The organism is Aestuariimicrobium soli, from assembly GCF_051192575.1.
Classification (GTDB): domain Bacteria; phylum Actinomycetota; class Actinomycetes; order Propionibacteriales; family Propionibacteriaceae; genus Aestuariimicrobium; species Aestuariimicrobium soli.
On the sequence record NZ_JBPJSQ010000001.1, the window covers coordinates 98,550 to 119,189 of the forward strand.

A 20,640-nucleotide genomic window follows, 5' to 3' on the forward strand; every position below is an offset into this window, starting at 1 on the left:
GCATCGGTCGCCGGTCTCGCCAACGGGCAGACCACCCTCAGGTGTTGCGAACCTGTAACACTGTCTGACCACGTGATTCCCACGTGATCAGCTCAGCGCACCCGGAATCCCCAGCTGCCCTGCCATTCGGCTCCGGGTTCGAGGCGGACGAGCCCGGCATGGGTCGGGCCCTCGTTGAACGCGTCGGGGCCGCAGCTCATCGGTTCGACGGCGAGCGACCGGCGGTCGTCCGGGGTGTAGATCTGCAGCCACGGCAGGGTCTCGCCGGCCCACAGCACGACGCGGGCCTCGTCCGATCGCAGATCGAGTTCCCACGCGCCGGTGGGGCCGGCGAACGCCCGGTCGAAGGTGCGAGCACCGAGCGGGCTGCCGTCGAGTTCCTCATCAGTGCCGGTCACGGGCAGCAGCCCGATCGGCAGCAGTCGGTCGGGGGTGACGTCGAGGTAGCTGGTGAACGGCGATGTGATCAGCCACTCGTCGATGCCGCCGCCCAACTGAACATAGGGGTGAGCGGCGTACCCCCAGGGAGCGACCCCGGCCCCCACGTTGCGGGCGCTCACCTCCACGGTGAGCCCGTGCTCGTCGACCCGGTGGGTGAGGGTCGCCTCGACCGCGAACGGGTAGCCGGGCTGGGGGAGCACGCGCACCTGCTGCTCCACCTCGTTCTCGGTGTGGTGCACCAGCCGCCACGGCAGCCAGGCGACCAGCCCGTGCAGGGCGTTGAACCGTTCGACCTCGTTGACCGGCAACTGGTGCTCGGCGTCGTCGAAGCGATAGCGACCGTCGCGAATGCGGTTCGGCCACGGCAACAGCTGCTGGCCCTGGCTGGCCTGCGGCATCTGGTCGGCCGCGAAACTCCACAGCAGTTCCCGGTCGCCGAGCCGCAGGCTGCGCAGGGTGGCGCCCTGCTCGGTGACGACGGCGGTGACGTCGCCGACCGTGATCTCGTACTGCTCGCCGGTGGGCAGGTGCTCGATGGGGGCATGCATGCCCGCAACGCTAGTCGATCGGGCAGGGACGATCGGGGCGTGGCCGCAGTCCCGTCCACGATCAGTAGAATCCGGTGCATCATGAGCACCGACTTCGCCTCGCCCCGCACCTATCAGGTGGTCACCTACGGCTGCCAGATGAACGTGCACGACTCCGAACGCATCAGCGGCCTGCTGGAAGAAGCCGGCTACGTCCGTTCGGGATCAGACCAGGACCAGGCCGACCTGGTCGTCTTCAACACGTGCGCGGTGCGCGAGAACGCCGACAACAAGCTCTACGGCAACCTCGGTCACATCGCCTCGGTGAAGGCCACCCGCCCCGGCATGCAGATCGCCGTCGGTGGCTGCATGGCCCAGAAGGACCGCGACACCATCACCCGCCGGGCCCCGTGGGTCGACGTGGTCTTCGGCACCCACAACGTCGGCTCCCTGCCGGTGCTGCTCGAGCGGGCCCGCATCGAGCAGGAGGCACAGGTCGAGATCGTCGAGGCGCTCGAGACGTTCCCCTCGAACCTGCCCACCCGACGCGACTCCGCCTACTCGGCGTGGGTGTCGATCTCGGTGGGCTGCAACAACACCTGCACCTTCTGCATCGTGCCCGCCCTGCGCGGCAAGGAGACCGACCGTCGCCCCGGTGACATCCTGCGCGAGATCGAGACGCTCGTCGCCGAGGGCGTGCAAGAGATCACGCTGCTGGGTCAGAACGTGAACTCCTACGGTGTCGAGTTCGGTGACCGGTTGGCCTTCGGCAAGCTGCTGCGGGCGTGCGGCACCATCGACGGGCTCGAACGGGTGAGGTTCACCAGCCCGCACCCGGCAGCCTTCACCGATGACGTCATCGAGGCCATGGCCGAGACCCCCAACGTGATGCCGCAGCTGCACATGCCGCTGCAGTCGGGATCCGACCGGGTGCTGAAGGCCATGCGCCGCTCCTACCGCGCGGAGCGCTACCTGGGCATCATCGACCGGGTGCGGGCCGCCATGCCCGACGCCGCCATCACCACCGACCTGATCGTCGGGTTCCCGGGCGAGACCGAGGACGACTTCCGCCAGACCCTCGAGGTGGTCGAGGCCTCCCGGTTCGCGGCCGCCTTCACCTTCCAGTACTCAATCCGCCCCGGCACCCCGGCCGCGACCATGGACGACCAGGTGCCCAAGCCGGTGGTGCAGGAGCGCTACGACCGCCTGCTCGCGCTGGTCAACCAGTCGTCCTTCACCGAGAACCAGGCGTGGGAGGGGCGCGAGGTCGAGGTGATGTTCGCCGACGGCGAGGGCCGCAAGGACTCCGAGACCCAGCGCATGAGCGGCCGCGCCCGCGACAACCGTCTCGTGCACGTCACGGTTCCCGACGATGCCGAGTCCCGCCCGCGCCCGGGGGACATCGCCACGGCGGTGGTCACCCACGCCGCCCCGCACCACCTCAATGCCGACGCCGGTATCACGGGCCTGCGTCGCACCCGCGGCGGTGACGCCTGGCAGCGTCGACAGGAGGCACCCGCGGCGACCCGCGGGGTCTCGCTCGGCATGCCGACACTGCGGGCCCAGTGACCCGGTGACCCGGCGAGCCCGGTGAGCGCGAAGAAGGGGACGAGCAACCATGCTCGTCCCCTTCACTGCTTGGTGGTGTCGGCGGTGCCTCAGAGGTTGCCGGTCTTGTCCTGGATGAAGTCCTGACCCTGGTCAACCTGACCCTGGAACTTGCCGCCCGTCTTGTCGTCGACGAAGTCGCCAGCCTTGTCCACACCGGAATCGATCTGATCGGCGTGCTGGTTGGCGAAATCCTTCCCCTTGTTCACGAGGTCGGAGTCGTTGCTGTCATCGCCGTCGAAAGCGTTCTTCACATCGTCAAGCAGTCCCATGTCTGCTCCCTTCTGTGTGACGTCCCCTCCGGGGGGCTTGGCGACCACTCTGCCACGCGAGGGGTCACGGTCGAGGGCTGCGAGGAAAATTGGCTCCCGGTCGAAGCTGCCACAATGGCCCGGTGACCCAGCCCCAGCTGTCGCCCACGCCCGCGACCGTTCCCCTCGTCGTGATCGTCGGGCCCACGGCGAGTGGCAAGTCGCAACTGGCCGTCGACGTCGCCCTGGAGCTGATCTCACGCGGACGGCCCGCCGAGGTGGTCAACGCCGACTCGATGGCCGTCTACGTCGGCATGGACATCGGCACGGCCAAACCCACGCCGCAGCAGCGGGCAGCCGTGCGGCACCACTTGGTTGACGTCTGGTCGCCCGAGGTCACGGCCTCCGTGGCCGAGTTCCAGGCGCTGGCCAGGCAGGTGATCGCGTCGCTGCGCGATGAGGGCGTCGTCCCGGTGTTGGTGGGGGGTTCGGCCCTCTACACCCACGCCGTCACCGACGTGATCGACTTCCCCGGCACCGACCCGCAGGTGCGCGCCCGGTGGCAGCACCGCCTCGACGAGGTCGGTCCCGAGGCCCTGCACGGGGAGCTGGCGGCGCTGGCACCCGACGCCGCCCGGCAGATCCTGCCGCAGAACGGCCGGCGCATCGTCCGGGCCCTCGAGGTGATCACCCTCACCGGCTCGTTCACGGCCACGTTGCCGGAGCCCGCCTACGCCCTCGACGACGTGCACCAGTTCGGCCTCGAGGTCGACCGGGCCGAGATGGACGCGCGCATCGCAACCAGGGTCGACCAGATGTGGCGCGATGGCCTGGTCGACGAGGTCAGGCGACTCGAGGCGCGGGGACTTCGTGCCGGACGAACGGCCTCGCGCGCCCTGGGGTACCGACAGGTGCTCGACCACCTGGCGGGGGAGTGCACTGAGGACGAGGCGCGGCTGGCCACCATCGCCCAGACCAAGCGTTTCGCGCGCAAGCAACTGGGGTGGTTCCGCCGCGATCGGCGCATCACCTGGCTGCCCGCGGGTGACCCGACGGCCGTGGAACGGGTGGTCACGGCCGTGCTGGGAGTGGGAGAATTGACCGATCGACACGGGGACCCCGCCCACCCCTGAGGGGTCCGTGGGACGAAGGGGAAGAGATGCGCACAGTCAGGTTCGCCAAGGGCCACGGCACCGGGAATGATTTCGTGATCGTCGCCGACCGGCACAACACGATGCCGTTGTCGGAACGTGACGTGCGCGCCCTCACCGACCGTCACTTCGGGATCGGTGGCGACGGCCTGCTGCGCGCGGTGAAGGCCGGCCACGTGCCGGAGTGGGACGGTGATCCCGACCTGTGGTTCATGGACTACCGCAATGCCGACGGGTCGATCGCCGAGATGTGCGGCAACGGGCTGCGGGTGTTCGCGCGCTACCTGCTCGAGAACGACCTGATGACACGCAACCAAGTCGCCACCCGTGCGGGGCTGCGCGGCGTGGCCGTCACTCCCGACGGCACCTTCACCGTCGAGATGGGCGCCGTCAGCTTCGGCCCCGACGTCGAGGTCACCCTGACCGACCAGGCCGGGACAGGGCAGACCTGGACCGGCGTGAGCGTCGACGTCGGCAACCCCCACGCCGTGGTGTTGCTGGACGAGGGCACCGATCTGGCCGCCCTGGCGGTGGAGCGCCAGCCCACGTGGCAACCCGACGAGGCCTTCCCGCACGGCGCCAATGTCGAGTTCGTGGTGCCGACGGGTGAGCGCAGTCTGTCCCTGCGGGTGCACGAACGGGGGAGCGGCGAGACGCTGTCGTGCGGCACCGGAGTGGTGGCCTCGGCGGCCGCGTTCGCCCGGGCCCGGGGCACGGGTTCCGGCGACTACGCCGTGACCGTGCCGGGTGGGCAGTTGACCGTCACCCTCGCGGACGACGGCAACGCCCTGCTGACCGGTCAGGCGGAGATCGTGGCGACCGGCGAGACCCGACTGCCCGACTGAGGGAAATGCCTTGGCCCCGTTCGTCGCCGACTGGCAAACTGGACGGACGATGAACCACGCACACACTCACGACGTCGACCCCCATGACGATCTGGCCAGCGACGATCTGGCCGGCGACGACCAGTGGTCGGACGAGCTGACCGATCCCTGGGCGGAGCCCGACCCCGAGGACGATGCCACCTCGGGTGGCTATGACGGTGACCAGCTCGATCTGGCCGCCAGGCACAGCCTGCGTCGTGTGGCCGGCATCTCGACCGAACTCGAGGACGTCACCGAGGTCGAGTACCGCCAGTTGCGCCTCGAGCGGGTGGTGCTGGTGTCGGTGTGGACGACCGGCACCGAGGCCGACGTCGACAACGCCATGACCGAGCTGAAGCTGCTGGCCGAGACGGCCGGCTCACAGGTGCTCGAGGGGCTCGTCCAGCGACGCAAGTCACCCGACCCCGCGACCTACATCGGTCGGGGCAAGGTCGACGAGGTGCGCGAGGTGGTGGTGGCCACGGGGGCCGACACCGTGATCTGCGACGGCGAGCTCCAGCCGGCCCAGCTGCGCAACCTCGAGGACCGCATCAAGGTCAAGGTGGTCGACCGCACCGCCCTGATCCTCGACATCTTCGCCCAGCACGCCAAGAGCGTCGAGGGCAAGGCCCAGGTCGAACTGGCCCAGCTGAACTACCTCAAGCAGCGCCTGCGTGGCTGGGGTGGCAACCTGTCGCGTCAGGCCGGCGGTCGTGCCGCCGGCGGTGCCGGCATCGGTGGCCGCGGTCCCGGTGAGACCAAGATCGAGACCGACCGTCGGCGCATCAACACCCGCATCGCCCAGCTGCGCGCCAAGTTGCGCGAGATGGATGGTGTGCGCGAGACGAAGCGGGCCGACCGCGTGCGCAACCGGATCCCCTCGGTGGCCATCGTCGGCTACACCAACGCGGGCAAGTCGTCCCTGCTCAACCGGCTCACCCACGCGGGCGTGCTGGTCGAGGATGCGCTGTTCGCGACGCTGGACCCCACCACCCGGCGGACGAATGCCGCCGACGGCCGCGTGTTCACCCTGACCGACACCGTGGGTTTCGTGCGCCATCTGCCGCACGACCTGGTGGCAGCGTTCGCCTCGACGCTGGAGGAATCGACCAACGCCGACCTGCTCCTGCACATCGTCGACGGCTCCGATCCCGACCCCATCGGCCAGATCAACGCGGTGCGCACCGTCCTGAACGACATCGGCGCCGGTCATCAGGCTGAGCAGATCGTGTTCAACAAGATCGACCGTGCCGAGGCCGACACCCTCACCATGCTGCGCAGCCAGTACCCGGATGCGGTCTTCGTGTCGGCGCGCACCGGCGAGGGCATCGACGAGCTGCGGCGCATCACCGAGGCCAGGTTGCCGGTGCCCGAGGTCGAGGTGCGGGCGCTGGTGCCGTACTCGCGCGGCGACCTGATCGACAAGGTGCACCGCACCGGACAGTTCCTCGCCACGGAGCACACGGCCGAGGGCACGCTGGTCACCGCCCAGGTGCACCCGGAACTGGCCGCCGAGTTCGCGCCCTACGTGCGCTGAGCCGTGCGCCAGGGGGTTGTCCACAGGCCCGTGAACCCTGTCGGTGGGGTTGGCTAGTCTGAACCGGTGAGTGATCCAGACGGAACCGGTCAGCGACGGCATCGAGACGTGCTGGCCGCCGCCGTGGCCGGCTTCGGGGGCGAGGAACGCCCCGGTCAGGCTCAGATGGCCGATGCCATCGCCGACGCGTTCGACACCGGGGTGCACGCGCTCATCCAGGCCGGCACGGGCACGGGCAAGTCGTTGGGCTACCTCGCGCCCGCCCTGGAACGCTGCGTCACCTCCGACGACACCGTGGTGATCGCCACGGCCACCCTGGCGCTGCAGGCCCAGCTCGCCAAGAAGGACATTCCGGCGGCCCTGGACGCCATCGAGAAGGTGCACGGCACCAGGCCCAGCACGGCGATCCTGAAGGGTCGCACCAATTACGCCTGTCTCTACAAGATTCGCGACGGCATGCCGATGGACCAGGAGGCGCTGCTGGGCGGTGAAGAGGTCGCGCAGGCCACCAGGACCGCAGGGAGCAGTGCCGAATCGGTGATCGGCGCCGAGGTGGTGATGCTGCGCGAGTGGGCCGAGCAACAGCTCGCCGACAAGGCGCTCGCCGATCGAGACGACGCGCCCTCCCACCAGCCCCGCTCGTGGGAACAGGTGTCGATGCCCGTGCGCGAGTGTCTGGGCGTGCAGCGTTGCCCCTTCGGCCAGCAGTGTTTCGTCGAGAAGTCCCGCGACGAGGCCCGCAAGGCCCAGCTGATCGTCACCAACCACGCCCTGCTCGCCATTGACGCCATGCACGGTGGCACGGCGCTGCCCGAACACGACCTGGTGGTGATCGACGAGGCCCACGACCTGGTCTCCCGGGTCACCGGGGCGGCCTCGGACGAACTCAGCCCCGCCCTCGTCGAGCGCGTGGCCCGACGGGCGCTCAGCCATCTGGACGACGACACCGGCATGCAGCTGCTCGAGTCGGCCGATGCCCTGAAGCAGGCGCTCGACGAGGCCCCCATCGGCCGGGTCACCGAGGCCGGCGTGATGACCGACGCCTTCGCGCTCGTGCGCGATGCCGCCCGCCACGCCGTCAGCCAGTTGTCGACCAAGCCGGAGGATCGTCCGGCCGTGATGCAGGGTTCCGATGCCGAGAAGGCCCAGGCGGGGGCGGCGGTCAAGGAGGTCTTCGACATCGCCGAGCGGATGGCCGCCCTGCGCGCCGCCGACGTCATCTGGACGACCGAGCGCGAGCGGTTCGGGCGCTGGGCCCACGTGGCTCCGTTGTCGGTGGCGGGGCTGATGCGGTCGTCGGTGATGAGCACGGCCACGGTGGTGATGACGTCGGCCACCCTGAAGCTCGGCGGCGACTTCGACCAGGTGGCCCAGAACGTCGGGCTGAAGCGCAAGGAACGACTCAGCGGCATCGACGACGCGCCCGAGGAGCCAGACGAGGACACCCTGCACTGGCTGGGTCTCGACGTCGGCTCGCCCTTCGACTACCGCCGGCAGGGAATCCTGTACGTGGCGGCCGACCTGCCCAATCCGGGCCGCGATCAGATGGCCCCCGAACTGCTGGCCGAGGTGGCTGAGCTGGTGTGGGCCGCGGGCGGACGAACCCTGGGGTTGTTCGCCAGTCAGCGCAACGCGGAGGCGGCCGCGCGCCATGTACGCAGCCAGCTGACCGACCTGACCATTCTCTGCCAGGGCGACGCCCAGTTGCCGGAGCTCACCCGCCGGTTCATCGACGACCCGCACGCCTGCCTGTTCGGCACCCTGTCGCTGTGGCAGGGAATCGACATTCCCGGCGACACCTGCGAGCTGGTGATCATCGACAAGATTCCGTTCCCGCGGCCCGACGACCCGCTGATGCAGGCACGACAGCAGGCCGTCACCGATGCCGGCGGCAACGGGTTCATGGCGGTGGCGGCTTCCCATGCGGCCCTACTGCTGGCCCAGGGCGCGGGCCGACTGATTCGTCGCGCCTCCGACCGGGGGGTCGTGGCCATGCTCGACCCGCGGCTGGTGAAGGCGCGCTACGGCTCGTTCCTGCGGGCGTCGATGCCCGATTTCTGGATGACGGCAGATCGCGAGGTGGCGGTGCAGGCCCTGAAGCGGCTGCAGGCGGCCCGCGAGGACGCCTGACTCAGAGCTTGCGCATCACGGCGACGACCTTGCCGAGAATGCTGGCGTGGTTGCCGTCGATCGGCGAGTAGAGCGGGTTGTGGGGCAGCAGCCAGACCTGGCCGGGCACCCGCTTGAACGTCTTGACGGTGGCCTCGTTGTCGAGCAGGGCGGCCACGATGTCGCCATTCTCGGCGTTGGGCTGCTGGCGCACCACCACCCAGTCGCCGTCGCAGATGGCCGCATCGACCATGGAGTCGCCGCGCACCTCGAGCATGAACAGGGTGCCCTCACCGACCAGCTGGCGGGGGAGGGGGAAGACGTCCTCGACGACCTCCTCGGCCAGGATCGGGCCACCGGCGGCGATCCGGCCGACGATGGGCACGTTGACGGCGGTCGGGAAGGCGTCGTTGACCCCCGTCTCGTCGATTGTCTCGTCGATCGCGTCGAGGGGGGTGTCCGGCCGACGCGGGTCGGACAGAGGGCGCAGGGGAGTGGGTTCGCTGCCGGTCGTCCGACTCGGTGCGGCGGGCAACCGCACCTCGATGGCCCGCGGACGATTCGGGTCGCGGCGCAGGAATCCCTTCGCCTCCAACTGCCGCATCTGGTGCGCGACCGAAGAAGGTGAGGCGAAGCCCATCACCGAGGCCACCTCGCGGATGCTGGGCGGATAGCCGTTGGCCTCGATGGCGCTGGTGATCACCTCGAGGATGCGGCGCTGCCGTGGCGTGAGGCCGTCGACGCCGGGCACCTCGTCGCCGGCCGCGTTCAGGCTGCCCAGCTCGGCGCGGATGGAGGCATTGCTCGGACGACCTGGGCCCCGCTTGGCCCCTCGTCGTCTGGTCGTCGAGGGCTTGCGCCCGCTCGCCGGTGCCCCGAAGTTATCGTCTTCTCCTGCCATGCCCAGCACGCTAGGTAGAATCGAACCTGTTTTCAAACACCTGTGCGGTGTTTCGCGCGAGCAGCCCTGTCAGAGGGTCTCGAGGGCCCCCAGCCACGAAAATGTCAGAGCCCTCGTGTTCAGTGGTTCACAGGCGAGGACGAGCTCGACACGCCGGTTCATTCGAACGCTTGTGCCAATCGTCATCACCGTCTAGTGTTTTCGTACACCTGTACTTCACGGCCCTTCCGGGCCGGGAGTCGACCGGGTCGGAGGATGTCCGACCCGACACCCGAGGAGCAGATCATGACCGCAGTCGCCACCAGTCAGCTGAACCCCCAGCTGAACCCCTTCGCCGTGCCGACGAAGCCGCGCACGAGGGCTCGGCGCGATCGTGTCGTGAGCGGTCCGCGGCCGGTCGGGCCGGCGCTGCGTCCGCAGCGACGCACCGTGATTGCCCCGGCCATCCAGGGTGCAAACGTGCGCGCGTGCAGCGACGTGGCCGGTGACGTGGCTGGCGGTGCGGTGGCGCCGTTGTCGACGGCCGGCGCCCTGCGCCTGACGGATCGCGGCCTGGCGGTGGTGCTGGGCGGGTTCGCGTGCCTGGCGCTGCTGACGTTGGCCGTGCTGGTCGATGTCTTCCTCAGCTTCTCCAACGCGCCGCTGGCCTGAGGGTCGATCCCGCCGCCCACAGCCGGTGGTGGTTCAGCCCTCGGCGAGCCCCCACATTTGGTGTGGGCGTGTCGACGCCAACCGCTTGACCCAGGCCCGGGGAGTGTTTAAAGTCCCTACATCTAGTAGTTGCACGGCTGTGATTCATCCACAGGTTGTGGTCGGTTGTCCACCGAAAACCTGACTTGTCCACACCGTGTCCACAGGGTCATGCACAACCTGGCCAGGCGCCGGCGAGACCCTCGGTCAAGGAGGAGGTGGATCACCCGTGCACTGCCCGTTCTGCCGCAACACCGACTCGCGCGTGCTCGATTCACGCGCCTCCGAGGACGGTTCGTCCATTCGTCGGCGGCGTCAGTGCCCGGCCTGCGAACGGCGATTCACCACCATCGAGCAGATGCAGCTCGTGGTCGTGAAGAAGTCGGGCGTGGTCGAGCCCTTCAGCCGCGACAAGGTCGTCCAGGGTGTCCGCAAGGCCTGCAAGGGTCGTCCGGTCAGCGACGTCGACCTGGCCAAGCTGGGCCAGCGGGTCGAGGAGGCCCTGCGCTCGTCCGGGATGGCTGAGGTGCCCACCGAGGAGGTGGGGGTCGCCATTCTGGGGCCCCTGTCGGAACTCGACCCGGTCGCCTACCTGCGGTTCGCGTCGGTCTACAAGCACTACGAGTCGGTCGACGACTTCGAGGCCGAGATCGAGGCCATGCGCGAGCAGGATCCCGGAACCGCCCCCACCGCTCGACCAGAACGGCCCCGCAAGCAACGCGTGGCGTCACCGGATTCGGCCCAACCCACCCTGGAGTCGATCGGCTGAGCCGATCCCCCCAGGCAGCAGCATTCACCCCCACCCCACCCACAGAAGAGGAAGTCACAGCCATGAGCGAAACCACCCGCTCGACGCGCCGTTCGGCCAAGAAGTCGAACGGACTGACGATCGACCGCGTCTTCACCACCGAGGGCACCCACCCCTACGACGACGTCGTCTGGGAGAAGCGCGACGTGGTGCAGACCAACTGGAAGTCCGGCGAGACCGTGTTCGAGCAGCGCGGGGTGGAATTCCCCTCGTTCTGGAGCCTGAACGCGTCGACGATCGTGACCACGAAGTACTTCCGTGGCGCCGTGGGCACCGATGCCCGCGAGACCAGCCTGCGCCAGCTCATCGACCGTGTGGTGAAGACCTACACCCAGGCCGGTGTGGATCACGACTACTTCGCCACCGCCGACGACGCCGAGATCTTCGAGCACGAACTCACCTGGATGCTCCTGCACCAGTACTTCAGCTTCAACTCGCCGGTGTGGTTCAACGTCGGCACCCAGAGCCCCCAGCAGGTCTCGGCCTGCTTCATCCTGTCGGTTGACGACTCGATGGACTCGATCCTCAACTGGTACAAGGAAGAGGGCTTCATCTTCAAGGGTGGTTCGGGCGCCGGCCTCAACCTGTCGCGCATCCGCTCGTCCAAGGAACTGCTGAGCTCCGGTGGGACCGCCTCGGGACCCGTCTCGTTCATGCGTGGCGCCGACGCCTCCGCCGGCACCATCAAGTCGGGTGGCGCCACCCGCCGTGCGGCCAAGATGGTCGTGCTCGACGTCGACCACCCCGACATCGAGGAGTTCGTCGAGACCAAGGCGCGCGAGGAGAACAAGATCCGCGCGCTGCGCGACGCCGGCTTCGACATGGATCTGGGCGGCCGCGACATCACCTCGGTGCAGTACCAGAACGCCAACAACTCGGTGCGCGTCACCGATGAGTTCATGCGCGCCGTCGAGGAGGACGGGCTGTTCGGGCTGCGTGCCCGCGGTGACGGTTCGGTGATCGAGGAGATCCAGGCCAAGGGGCTGTTCGACAAGATCGCCAAGGCCGCCTGGGAGTGCGCCGACCCGGGCATCCAGTACGACGACACCATCAACGCCTGGCACACCAACCCCGAGACCGGCCGGATCACGGCGTCGAACCCCTGCTCGGAGTACATGAGCCTCGACAACTCCTCGTGCAACCTGGCCAGCCTGAACCTGCTGAAGTTCCTCACCGAGAAGGACACCTTCGACTCCGAGACCTTCGTCAAGGCCGTCGAGCTGATCTTCACCGCGATGGACATCTCGATCTGCTTCGCCGACTTCCCGACCGAGGCGATCGGCCGGACCACCCGCGACTACCGTCAGCTCGGTATCGGCTACGCCAACCTGGGCGCGCTGCTGATGGCGCTCGGCAAGGGCTACGACTCCGAGGGTGGCCGCTCGCTGGCCGCCGCCATCACCTCGCTGATGACCGGTGCCGCCTACCGTCGTTCGGCCGAACTGGCCGCGGTGGTGGGGCCCTACAACGGCTACGCCCGCAACCAGAGCGCCCACCAGAAGGTGATGCGCAAGCACCAGGCCGCGAACGACGACCTGCGCACCCTCACCTCGCTCGACGGTGACGTGCACAAGGCCGCCACGCGTGAGTGGGAGAACGTGGTCAAGCTCGGCAAGACCAACGGCTTCCGCAACGCCCAGGCCTCGCTGCTGGCCCCGACCGGAACCATCGGCTTCATGATGGACTGCGACACCACCGGCATCGAGCCCGACTTCTCGCTGGTCAAGTTCAAGAAGCTCGTCGGTGGCGGCTCCATGCAGATCGTCAACCAGACGATTCCCCGCGCGCTGAAGAACCTGGGTTACTCCACCGAGACGGCCGAGGCCATCGTCGAGTACATCTCCGAGAACGGTCACGTGATCGACGCCCCCGGTCTCAAGCCCGAGCACTACGAGGTCTTCGACACCGCCATGGGCGCCCGCTCCATCAAGCCGATGGGTCACGTGCGCATGATGGCCGCCACCCAGCCCTTCCTGTCGGGTGCGATCTCGAAGACCGTGAACCTGCCCGAGTCGGCCACCGTCGCCGACATCGCCGACGTCTACCTGCAGGGCTGGAAGCTGGGTCTCAAGGCCCTGGCCGTCTACCGCGACAACTGCAAGGTCGGTCAGCCGCTGTCCGACGGCAAGAAGAAGGTCGAGTCGACCCCCGAGCCCGAGGCCGCCGTGGCCACAGCCCCCGAGGTGCGCATCGAGTACCGTCCCCGCCGCACCCGTCTGCCCAAGTCGCGCACCGGTCGCACCACCTCGTTCTCGGTGGCCGGGGCCGAGGGTTACCTGACCACCAACGACTACGCCGATGGTCGCCTCGGTGAGGTCTTCCTCAAGCTCGGCAAGCAGGGTTCGACCCTGGCCGGCGTGATGGACGCCTTCGCGATCGCCATCTCGGTGGCCCTGCAGTACGGGGTGCCGCTCGAGACCTACGTGCAGAAGTTCACCAACCTCAAGTTCGAGCCCGCCGGCATGACCGACGATCCCGACGTGCGGATGGCCCAGTCGATCATGGACTACGTGTTCCGCCGACTGGCCCTGGACTACCTGTCGTTCGACGAGCGCTCCGAGCTGGGGGTCTACACCGCGGCCGAGCGGGCCCGGTACGTCGAGACCGGCACCTACATCTCCGAGGAGGACGAGGCGCAGATCTCCGAGGCCGAGCAGCTCAAGAACGACGAGGCCGACAACCGTCGCTTCGACGAGGCCGGAGCGAACCAGCCCTCGCTGGTTGCCGCCGAGCCCGTCGTGGCCCCGGCTCCGTCGTCGGCGCACACCACCGCCGAGCTGATGGAGGCGATCACCGGACTGTCGGTGGATGCCCCCTTGTGCATGACCTGCGGCACCAAGATGCGTCCGTCGGGTTCGTGCTACGTCTGCGAGGGTTGCGGTTCGACCTCGGGCTGCAGCTGATCCGATCCATGGCCACCACCGGGGCGGCACCCTTCGCGGGGTGCCGCCCCGGCGCCGTTTCCGGGGCATCGCCTCGGCGGCGGCTCTCGCGAATCCGACAACCCTCCCGCGGTGAACCCCCTGTGAGACCATGTGCAGGTGCAGCAGACACTCGGGCATCGCAAGGATTGGGCCGGCTAGGCCGTTGAGCACTACGTGGATCCCTCGCGACACTTCGCGTTCGCCACGTATGACGTGGAGCCACTGCCGCGCGAGGGCGGCGGACTGCGGCCCGAGGATGTGCTCGCTGCCAACCTGTTGAGTCTCCGCCTGGGCTGGCAAGAGGTCATCCCCTTGTTCGCAGCCGGTGACGGGCCGGCCCAGCGACTCCGCGCATGCTTGGATGAGGCAGTAGTCGCCATGCGCGCCGCGCCCAACTTCGAGGCGCACCCGGACGAGGCGTCGCTGGCTGACACGTATCGAGCGCTCGCCGCCGCAAACGAAGCGACCCGAGACGTAGCCGGGTGGACGCCAGTCACCGTCTCGAAAGTGCTGCACAGATTCGCCCCGCACGCGGTCCCAATCGTGGACTCCCGCGTCCTCGCGTTCCACGACGTGAGCCGCGGCGAGGGCGCGAAGCTTCGGGAGCGCATGTGGCGGGACGTGCGCGCGAACCTCGACTGGCTCGCGCCACTCGCCGCCGCGAACACGACCCCCGACGGGCGTCCTCTCACGGTCCTGCGGGCCACAGACATCATCATCTGGACCCCGCCCCCGCAGGAGAGCGCCACCAAGTGATCCGAAACTGCCGCTCATCGCACCTGCCGGGCGGGTGGAGCCTCTATGGGGCGATGGGAGGCAGTTTCGGATCATCGGTGGGGCAGGGGCAGTCCCCGGATCCCAGTGGGGGAGCCAGCAACTCGGTGGCAGCCGGGCTTCGCCACCGTCTAGCATGGGTGGCATGACTGATCGCTGACGCGCACCGGCCGCACCTCGCGCCGCACGTGTTCCTCCGTCCACCTCCTGCAGTGGAGCTCAGTCATGCACCCCTCTTCCGCCTCCTCCTTGGCCCCGTTCGCCTTCGACGGCGTCTCGTTCACCCACGACGGCCACCCTCTGATCACCGACCTCAGCTTCGGTGCCGCGCCAGGTCAGCGGGTCGCGCTGATCGGCGAGAACGGCTCGGGCAAGTCCACCGTCCTGAACCTGGCCGCCGGACGACTGCACCCCCAGGCGGGCACCGTCACCCGACCCGCCCCGGTGGGCGTGATGGACCAGCACCTGCCCTTCGACGAGCACGACACCGTCGCCGACGTGCTGCACCGCTCGCTGGCTCCGATCCGGGAGCTGCTCACCAACCTCGACGACGCCGCGGCGGCGATGGCCGACGACGAGCGCGAAGCGGCCCGCTACGCCGCCCTGCTCGACGACGCCGAGCGGGTGGGAGCGTGGACGATCGACCAGCGGGTGGAGGAGACTCTGGCCGGGCTCGGCCTCGCCGACGTCGCCCAGCACCGCCGGGTGTCGACCTTGTCGGGCGGCCAGCGCTCCCGCCTCGCCCTGGCGGGCCTGCTGCTCAGCCGACCCACCGGTCTGCTGCTGGACGAGCCCACCAACCACCTGGACGACCAGGCGCTCGACTTCCTGGCCCGCGAGCTGGAGTCGTGGCCCGGGCCGGTGCTGTTCGCCAGCCACGACCGTCACTTCCTCGACACGGTCGCCACCAGGATCGTCGACCTCGACCCCGCCCCGTCGGGTTTGGGTGAGCTCCGCGTGGGCCAGGTGACCACCGGCCGGTACAGCGACTACCTCGCCCAGCGCGCGGACGAGCGCCGCTCCTGGCAGGAGCGGTTCAGCTCCGAGCGGCAGCGCATCAACGACCTGCGCCACGAGGTCAGCCACGGCGCCCGGCAGGTCTTCCACACCACCGCGCCCAAGACCGAGCAGCGCGGGTCGAAGAAGTTCTACTCCGACAAGGCCTCGGCCACGATCGCTCGACGGGTCAACCGGGCCCGCACCACCCTTGAACGGGTCGAGCGTGACCAGGTGCGCAAGCCCCCTCAGGGGCTCACCTTCGCGGGGTTCGGGGGTCGTCCGATGGACCACGATGAGGTGCTGCTCAGCGTGCAGCAGGTGGCCGTGGCCGGCCGCCTCGCCCCGGTGAGCCTCGACCTGCGCGGTCCCGACCGGGTGCTGGTCACCGGTGCCAACGGTGCGGGCAAGTCGACCCTGGTGGCCGTGCTCGACGGCAGCCTCGACCCCGATGAGGGCAGGCGCCTCGTCCGCAAGGGACTGCGCATCGGCACCCTCACCCAGGACACCGATCCGGCCGATCTCGATCTCACCCCGGCCGAGCTGCTGGGGGAGTCGGCACGCGGCCTGTCGGGCATCGGACTGGTGGCCGGTCGGGACCAGCACCGGCCGCTGGGGGAGCTGTCGCTGGGCACCCGCAAGCGCGTGCACCTGGCGCAGCTGGTGGCACATCCGCCCCATCTGCTGGTGCTCGACGAACCCACCAACCACTTGGCCCTGAGCCTCGCCGAAGACCTGGAGCGGGCCATCGACGAGTTCCCGGGCGCGGTGGTGGTCGCGAGCCACGATCGTTGGCTGCGGGATCGGTGGCAGGGGCGCGTGCTCACGCTGGATTCCCAAGCCTGAGGGTGGGTACTCAAACCCGTCGGTGAGCGGTCGATCTGACCCCGTGCCGGGCCTACCGTTGATCGCGAACAGATGGAGGCGACGTGACCGATTTCGAAGCTGTGCTCTCAGACCTGAACCGATTGACCGCCCAGGTCAGTGACGGGTCGTTGAAGCCGTCGGACGAACAACTCGAGGCCCTTCCCGAGGTCGTGGGCACCAACGAGGACGAGACCATCAAGGTGAGCATCAAGGCCGGCACGGTGACCCGGGTGGAGCTGCACCCCAAGGCCCACCGGCTCGACAACGTCACCCTGGGTGAGCAACTCACCGAGGCGATCAATGCCGCCATCCAGGCGAACCTCGAGGCCGTGATGCAGGGCAACGCCGACCTCGGCACCCCCGACTACGCCAGCCTCAACCAGCAGCTGAACGACATCCAGACCGAGTCGTTGCGTTCCATGCAGCGCTACACCGACGGCATGCTCGACATGCTGCGCAAGGCGAAGGAGCTGTGATGAGTAAACAGAACCTGCAGTTCGACCTGGGGGCCCTCGACACGGCGGGCCGCAAGATGGATGCGGCCGTCGACGATCTGGTCTCGACGACGCAGGCGCTGCTCGCGGAGGTCTCGGACGTCACCGTGCTCGGCACCAACGACACCCTCGGGGGCATCGCCAGCATGCTCTACGGGTTGGTGCTCGAACGGGTCAACGAGACGATCACCTCGATCCAGACCGAGTACGGCGCCCAGGGCGGCAAGTTGCGCGAGGCGCGGCAGGCGTACGCCGACGTGGAGGACAGCTTCACGCAGTCCGCCGGCATGATGATGGAGATCTGACATGGCCGTGATGCTGCCCGCAGAGGCGTCGAAACTGCTGAACGAACTCGGCTACGAATGGCCCGAGGGCAATGAGGACCGGGTCTTCGACTACGGCCAGCGCTGGATGAGCTACGCGTCCGAGGTGGGCGGGGTCAACCAGATCGCGGACGAGGGCGCCAACGAGGCGCTCACCAAGAACATGGGCGACGCCATGGAGGCCTTCCGCACGGAGTTCAGCGAGGAGGAGGGGGTGCGGGACGTCGCGCAGAAGCTCAGCCTCGGCGCCAACATCCTCGGCGGCTGCATGTTCCTCGTGGGCGCGGCCATCATCGCGCTCAAGATCGCGTTCGTGGTGAACCTGGTGGCCACCGTCATCCAGATCGCCTCCGCCATCGCGGCGGCCATTCCCACCTGTGGCGCCTCGCTCGGCTGGATCCCGGTGGCCAAGATCCTGTGCCAGAAGCTGTTGGAGATGGCCATCAACTTCGGTATCAGCAAGCTGATGGGAGCCTGACATGGCCGTGAAGGTGAAACCCAGCAAGGCCATGCGGGGCATCTTCGCCGAGATGCTCGACGACTACCTGCGGGTGGCGGCCAAGTCCGCCGACAAGGGCATCGCCAAGGGTGGCCGCGAGGCCGCCCAGGGGGCGGCCAAGGCCGCCGCCAAGCCCGTCAAGGTCGACTTCAAGCTGACCGAGCGCATGGCGGGTCACTCGGCCGAGATGCGCCGCCAGTTGCAGCGCCAGCTGGACGCCATCGGTGACGTGTCGCCCAAGGAACTGCTCGACCGGCTGAACAATCCGGCCGTGCGTGACGGGGTGGCCCAGCGCGAGGCGCGCAAAGCGTTCACCGACCAGATGACGACGCAGCAGCGCAAGCAGATGCAGGCGCTCGCCATGCGCGACCCCGCCGAACTGGCCCGACAGCTCGACACCTTCAACCTCACCAGCACCGGGAACCCGTTCAAGGACGCCGATGCCCTGGCCAAGGCCCGCACCGACGGCTTCATGCGCACCGTCGCCGCGCTGCACGAGCCCGACATCGTCGCGGGTGGGCTCGATCGCATCGGCCGCAACGGCAACTGGGACTCCTTCGGCGCCTCGAACGTCAACTCCTCGATCGGTTCGCAATGGAAGAACCTCAAGCCCGATCTGATCCGGCAACTCGAGTCGCTTCCGCCCAACGACCCGATCCGGTTGACCTTCGACTTCTGAGGAACCCCTCGTCGCCCGTCACCGACGGACGGCTAGGCTCGTCCCGCTCCCACCTCGCACACCCAGCACAGGAGACCCCATGCCCGAGATCCCCGCAGAGTTCGCCGACCAGTTCGCCATGTTGGTCGAGTACGTGTGCTCCGAGTTGGAGGGCCTGGGTGTGATCCCCGGCGCCCCCTTCACCCCGGAGCACGAGCGGCAGCTCGCCCCCGTGATGCCGAAGGTGATGATCGAGGTCTGGCGCCGGTTCGGGTTCGCCGGCTTCGACGAGGGACGATTCTGGCTGTGCGACCCGCTGGCCTGGAAGGACGCCACCGACGCCTGGACCGGGAGCCTCGACCTCGAACTGGGATCGGACGACTGGTGGCCCGTGCGCCGTTCGGCACTGGGACACATCGACCTGTGGGGCCCCCGCACGGGCCCGAGCCTGATGATCTCGACGCTGCGCGGCGAGGTGTACCCCTCGGACCACTCAGACACCCAGGACGACCCGGTGATGTTCGAGACTGGCCTGTCGGCCCTGCTGGGCAACCTCGACCGCGACTCCTTCGACCTGTTCGACAACCAGGGTGCCGGCCTGTTCGAGCAGTGCCTGGCCAAGCTGGGGCCGGTGTCGTCCGAGACCATGTACACGTTCGCGCCGGTGCCGGCGCTGGGCGGGCAGACCGCCGTCGGGACGGCGGTCATCGAGCAGGCCGTGCCGCACGTGATGCTGCTGGCGACCCTGGAGGGAGCCGACGTCAAGGGTGACATCGTTGCCACCCGCAACCAGCGCGAGGCAGCCGTCGACGACTGGATCGGCGGCGACGAGGGCTGAGGGCCGCCCTGAGTCGCTCACGTAACAGTCTCGTCACAAGTCACGGTTGGGACGCGGAATGTTCTTCTCAGAGTGACGATCCTTCGCAAGAGTTCTCACCACGCGTGGCCCGAGGGCGGTCACAGCTTCATTGCAGGAGGAATCGTGAACAGAAGGTCCTTGCTCTTCGGCGCCGTCGGCATCAGTGCCGCCGCACTGGGCCTTTCGGCCTGCGGCACCCGTGGCGAGACGACCGGCACGTCGAGTGGTGGTTCGAAGAAGACGGCCAAGATCGGCGTGATCGCCCCGCTGTCGGGCGACCTGTCGGCGATGGGTCTCGGCATCCGCAACTCGGTCGAGCTGGCGATCAAGCAGGCCAACGCCGCCAACGCCATTCCCGGCTGGGAACTCGTGATGGCCGCCGAGGACGACCAGGCCACCCCCGACGTCGGCGCCAACGCCGCCACCAAGCTCTCGTCCGACCCCGACGTCATCGGCGTCGTCGGCACCCTGAACTCGGGCGTGTCGCAGGGCGTGCAGCCCATTCTCGACGCCAAGAAGATCGTGCAGGTCTCGCCCGCCAACACCGGTGACTACCTCACCAAGGGCAGCGACATCGCCAACCCGAAGCGGCCGCACGCCAACTACTTCCGCGTGTGCACCGTCGACTCCATCCAGGGTCCGTTCGCGGCGCAGTACGTCTTCGACTCCGGCATCAAGAAGGTCGCCGTGGTCAACGACAAGAAGCCCTACGGGCAGGGCCTGGCCGCGGCCTTCGCCGCCAAGTTCAAGGAACTGGGTGGGGAGGTCGTGGGGGAGGAGACCGCCGTCAAGCAGGAGGACTTCGGCACCGTCATCACCTCCATCAAGGGCAAGGCGCCCGAACTGGTCTACTACGGCACCGAGTACCAGCTGGCCGGTCCCTTCAGCCGCGCCCTCAAGGCGGCGGGTCTGAACGTGCCCGTGATGGGCGGCGACGGCATCTTCGACCAGCAGTTCATCGACAAGGCGGGCTCGACCTCCAACGGTGACCTCGCCACCTCGGTGGGCGCCCCCGTCGAGAGCCTGGACTCGGCCAAGAAGTACGTGTCGGACTACAGCGCCGCCGGCTACAAGGACGGTTACTCGGCCTACGGCGCCTACGCCTACGACGCCGCCAACGCCATCATCGAGGGCCTCAAGACCTCGCTGAAGGATGCCGCCGATGTCGCGGGCGCCCGCCAGGCGACCATCGATGCGGTCGGCAAGGTCAGCTTCGACGGGGCGACGGGCAAGGTCGGCTTCGACGAGTTCGGCGATGCGGTCGCGAAGGTGCTCACCGTCTACAAGGTCACCGGGGGCAAGTGGGCCCCTGAGAAGACCGGCGAGCTGGGCTGAACCCTGACCCGTCCAGACACGTGTG

19 protein-coding genes are annotated in these 20,640 nt (G+C 68.5%); 16 read left to right on the forward strand and 3 right to left on the reverse strand.

Annotated elements, in window-relative coordinates; all coding sequences use genetic code 11:
• Nucleotides 1-92: 92 nt before the first annotated feature.
• Nucleotides 93-989: an aldose 1-epimerase family protein gene (locus ACSDQ9_RS00455; RefSeq protein WP_435142485.1), complete on the reverse strand. Its 897-nt coding sequence runs from the start codon at nt 987-989 to the stop codon at nt 93-95.
• A gap of 81 nt (nt 990-1,070) precedes the next feature.
• On the opposite strand from ACSDQ9_RS00455, the gene miaB reads away from it, so the two are divergent.
• Nucleotides 1,071-2,537 (forward strand): tRNA (N6-isopentenyl adenosine(37)-C2)-methylthiotransferase MiaB, encoded by a 1,467-nt coding sequence (miaB, locus tag ACSDQ9_RS00460; RefSeq protein WP_435142487.1) that lies wholly within the window; start codon nt 1,071-1,073, stop codon nt 2,535-2,537.
• 89 nt (nt 2,538-2,626) lie between these two features.
• Here the strand turns inward: miaB and ACSDQ9_RS00465 are convergent, their stop codons facing one another.
• Nucleotides 2,627-2,848, reverse strand: coding sequence for an antitoxin (locus tag ACSDQ9_RS00465; RefSeq protein ID WP_435142489.1), 222 nt, complete (start codon nt 2,846-2,848; stop codon nt 2,627-2,629).
• A gap of 122 nt (nt 2,849-2,970) precedes the next feature.
• Between ACSDQ9_RS00465 and miaA the strand changes: the two genes are divergently transcribed.
• From miaA to ACSDQ9_RS00485, 4 genes are all read left to right on the forward strand, one after another.
• Nucleotides 2,971-3,960 carry a tRNA (adenosine(37)-N6)-dimethylallyltransferase MiaA gene (gene miaA, locus ACSDQ9_RS00470; protein WP_435142490.1) on the forward strand — a complete coding sequence of 330 codons (990 nt, stop codon included), beginning with the start codon at nt 2,971-2,973 and terminating at the stop codon, nt 3,958-3,960.
• 26 nt (nt 3,961-3,986) lie between these two features.
• Nucleotides 3,987-4,823 (forward strand): diaminopimelate epimerase, encoded by an 837-nt coding sequence (gene dapF / locus ACSDQ9_RS00475; RefSeq protein ID WP_435142492.1) that lies wholly within the window; start codon nt 3,987-3,989, stop codon nt 4,821-4,823.
• A 49-nt stretch (nt 4,824-4,872) separates the two neighbouring features.
• Nucleotides 4,873-6,378, forward strand: coding sequence for a GTPase HflX (hflX, locus tag ACSDQ9_RS00480; protein ID WP_435142494.1), 1,506 nt, complete (start codon nt 4,873-4,875; stop codon nt 6,376-6,378).
• A 165-nt stretch (nt 6,379-6,543) separates the two neighbouring features.
• Nucleotides 6,544-8,508 carry an ATP-dependent DNA helicase gene (locus tag ACSDQ9_RS00485; RefSeq protein ID WP_435142762.1) on the forward strand — a complete coding sequence of 655 codons (1,965 nt, stop codon included), beginning with the start codon at nt 6,544-6,546 and terminating at the stop codon, nt 8,506-8,508.
• A gap of 1 nt (nt 8,509) precedes the next feature.
• On the opposite strand, the gene lexA is transcribed toward ACSDQ9_RS00485, so the two are convergent.
• On the reverse strand, nt 8,510-9,388 hold the full coding sequence (gene lexA / locus ACSDQ9_RS00490; protein ID WP_435142496.1) for a transcriptional repressor LexA: 879 nt from the start codon (nt 9,386-9,388) through the stop codon (nt 8,510-8,512).
• 285 nt (nt 9,389-9,673) lie between these two features.
• On the opposite strand from lexA, the gene ACSDQ9_RS00495 reads away from it, so the two are divergent.
• From ACSDQ9_RS00495 to ACSDQ9_RS00545, 11 genes are all read left to right on the forward strand, one after another.
• Complete coding sequence (locus ACSDQ9_RS00495) at nt 9,674-10,039, forward strand: hypothetical protein (protein WP_435142498.1); 366 nt, start codon at nt 9,674-9,676, stop codon at nt 10,037-10,039.
• A 268-nt stretch (nt 10,040-10,307) separates the two neighbouring features.
• On the forward strand, nt 10,308-10,847 hold the full coding sequence (nrdR, locus tag ACSDQ9_RS00500; protein ID WP_435142500.1) for a transcriptional regulator NrdR: 540 nt from the start codon (nt 10,308-10,310) through the stop codon (nt 10,845-10,847).
• A 62-nt stretch (nt 10,848-10,909) separates the two neighbouring features.
• Nucleotides 10,910-13,789 (forward strand): vitamin B12-dependent ribonucleotide reductase, encoded by a 2,880-nt coding sequence (locus tag ACSDQ9_RS00505; RefSeq protein ID WP_435142502.1) that lies wholly within the window; start codon nt 10,910-10,912, stop codon nt 13,787-13,789.
• A 195-nt stretch (nt 13,790-13,984) separates the two neighbouring features.
• Nucleotides 13,985-14,566 carry a DUF6308 family protein gene (locus ACSDQ9_RS00510; RefSeq protein ID WP_435142504.1) on the forward strand — a complete coding sequence of 194 codons (582 nt, stop codon included), beginning with the start codon at nt 13,985-13,987 and terminating at the stop codon, nt 14,564-14,566.
• Nucleotides 14,567-14,809: 243 nt separating this feature from the next.
• On the forward strand, nt 14,810-16,426 hold the full coding sequence (locus tag ACSDQ9_RS00515) for an ABC-F family ATP-binding cassette domain-containing protein (protein ID WP_435142506.1): 1,617 nt from the start codon (nt 14,810-14,812) through the stop codon (nt 16,424-16,426).
• Nucleotides 16,427-16,509: 83 nt separating this feature from the next.
• On the forward strand, nt 16,510-16,923 hold the full coding sequence (locus tag ACSDQ9_RS00520; RefSeq protein WP_435142508.1) for a hypothetical protein: 414 nt from the start codon (nt 16,510-16,512) through the stop codon (nt 16,921-16,923).
• Entirely contained in the window at nt 16,923-17,246 is a 324-nt protein-coding gene (locus ACSDQ9_RS00525) for a hypothetical protein (protein ID WP_435142509.1), read from the forward strand. The genes ACSDQ9_RS00520 and ACSDQ9_RS00525 overlap by 1 nt, the downstream gene beginning before the upstream one ends.
• Nucleotide 17,247: 1 nt before the next feature.
• The gene (locus tag ACSDQ9_RS00530; protein ID WP_435142511.1) at nt 17,248-17,742 is read left to right on the forward strand and encodes a WXG100-like domain-containing protein; all 495 of its coding nucleotides are present in this window, start codon (nt 17,248-17,250) and stop codon (nt 17,740-17,742) included.
• Between the two features lies 1 nt (nt 17,743).
• Entirely contained in the window at nt 17,744-18,442 is a 699-nt protein-coding gene (locus ACSDQ9_RS00535) for a polymorphic toxin type 15 domain-containing protein (protein WP_435142513.1), read from the forward strand.
• A 79-nt stretch (nt 18,443-18,521) separates the two neighbouring features.
• Complete coding sequence (locus ACSDQ9_RS00540; protein WP_435142515.1) at nt 18,522-19,259, forward strand: GAD-like domain-containing protein; 738 nt, start codon at nt 18,522-18,524, stop codon at nt 19,257-19,259.
• 144 nt (nt 19,260-19,403) lie between these two features.
• On the forward strand, nt 19,404-20,615 hold the full coding sequence (locus tag ACSDQ9_RS00545; protein ID WP_435142517.1) for a branched-chain amino acid ABC transporter substrate-binding protein: 1,212 nt from the start codon (nt 19,404-19,406) through the stop codon (nt 20,613-20,615).
• Nucleotides 20,616-20,640 lie beyond the last annotated feature (25 nt).

Bases quoted from the DNA above. Each gene is read 5' to 3' on its own strand.
- lexA (WP_435142496.1), bottom strand. From the start codon at position 9,388: ATGGCAGGAGAAGACGATAACTTCGGGGCACCGGCGAGCGGGCGCAAG.
- ACSDQ9_RS00540 (WP_435142515.1), top strand. From the start codon at position 18,522: ATGCCCGAGATCCCCGCAGAGTTCGCCGACCAGTTCGCCATGTTGGTC.
- ACSDQ9_RS00515 (WP_435142506.1), top strand. From the start codon at position 14,810: ATGCACCCCTCTTCCGCCTCCTCCTTGGCCCCGTTCGCCTTCGACGGC.
- ACSDQ9_RS00505 (WP_435142502.1), top strand. From the start codon at position 10,910: ATGAGCGAAACCACCCGCTCGACGCGCCGTTCGGCCAAGAAGTCGAAC.
- ACSDQ9_RS00535 (WP_435142513.1), top strand. From the start codon at position 17,744: ATGGCCGTGAAGGTGAAACCCAGCAAGGCCATGCGGGGCATCTTCGCC.
- ACSDQ9_RS00455 (WP_435142485.1), bottom strand. From the start codon at position 989: ATGCATGCCCCCATCGAGCACCTGCCCACCGGCGAGCAGTACGAGATC.
- hflX (WP_435142494.1), top strand. From the start codon at position 4,873: ATGAACCACGCACACACTCACGACGTCGACCCCCATGACGATCTGGCC.
- ACSDQ9_RS00525 (WP_435142509.1), top strand. From the start codon at position 16,923: ATGAGTAAACAGAACCTGCAGTTCGACCTGGGGGCCCTCGACACGGCG.
- ACSDQ9_RS00530 (WP_435142511.1), top strand. From the start codon at position 17,248: ATGGCCGTGATGCTGCCCGCAGAGGCGTCGAAACTGCTGAACGAACTC.
- ACSDQ9_RS00465 (WP_435142489.1), bottom strand. From the start codon at position 2,848: ATGGGACTGCTTGACGATGTGAAGAACGCTTTCGACGGCGATGACAGC.
- dapF (WP_435142492.1), top strand. From the start codon at position 3,987: ATGCGCACAGTCAGGTTCGCCAAGGGCCACGGCACCGGGAATGATTTC.
- miaB (WP_435142487.1), top strand. From the start codon at position 1,071: ATGAGCACCGACTTCGCCTCGCCCCGCACCTATCAGGTGGTCACCTAC.
- ACSDQ9_RS00485 (WP_435142762.1), top strand. From the start codon at position 6,544: ATGGCCGATGCCATCGCCGACGCGTTCGACACCGGGGTGCACGCGCTC.
- ACSDQ9_RS00495 (WP_435142498.1), top strand. From the start codon at position 9,674: ATGACCGCAGTCGCCACCAGTCAGCTGAACCCCCAGCTGAACCCCTTC.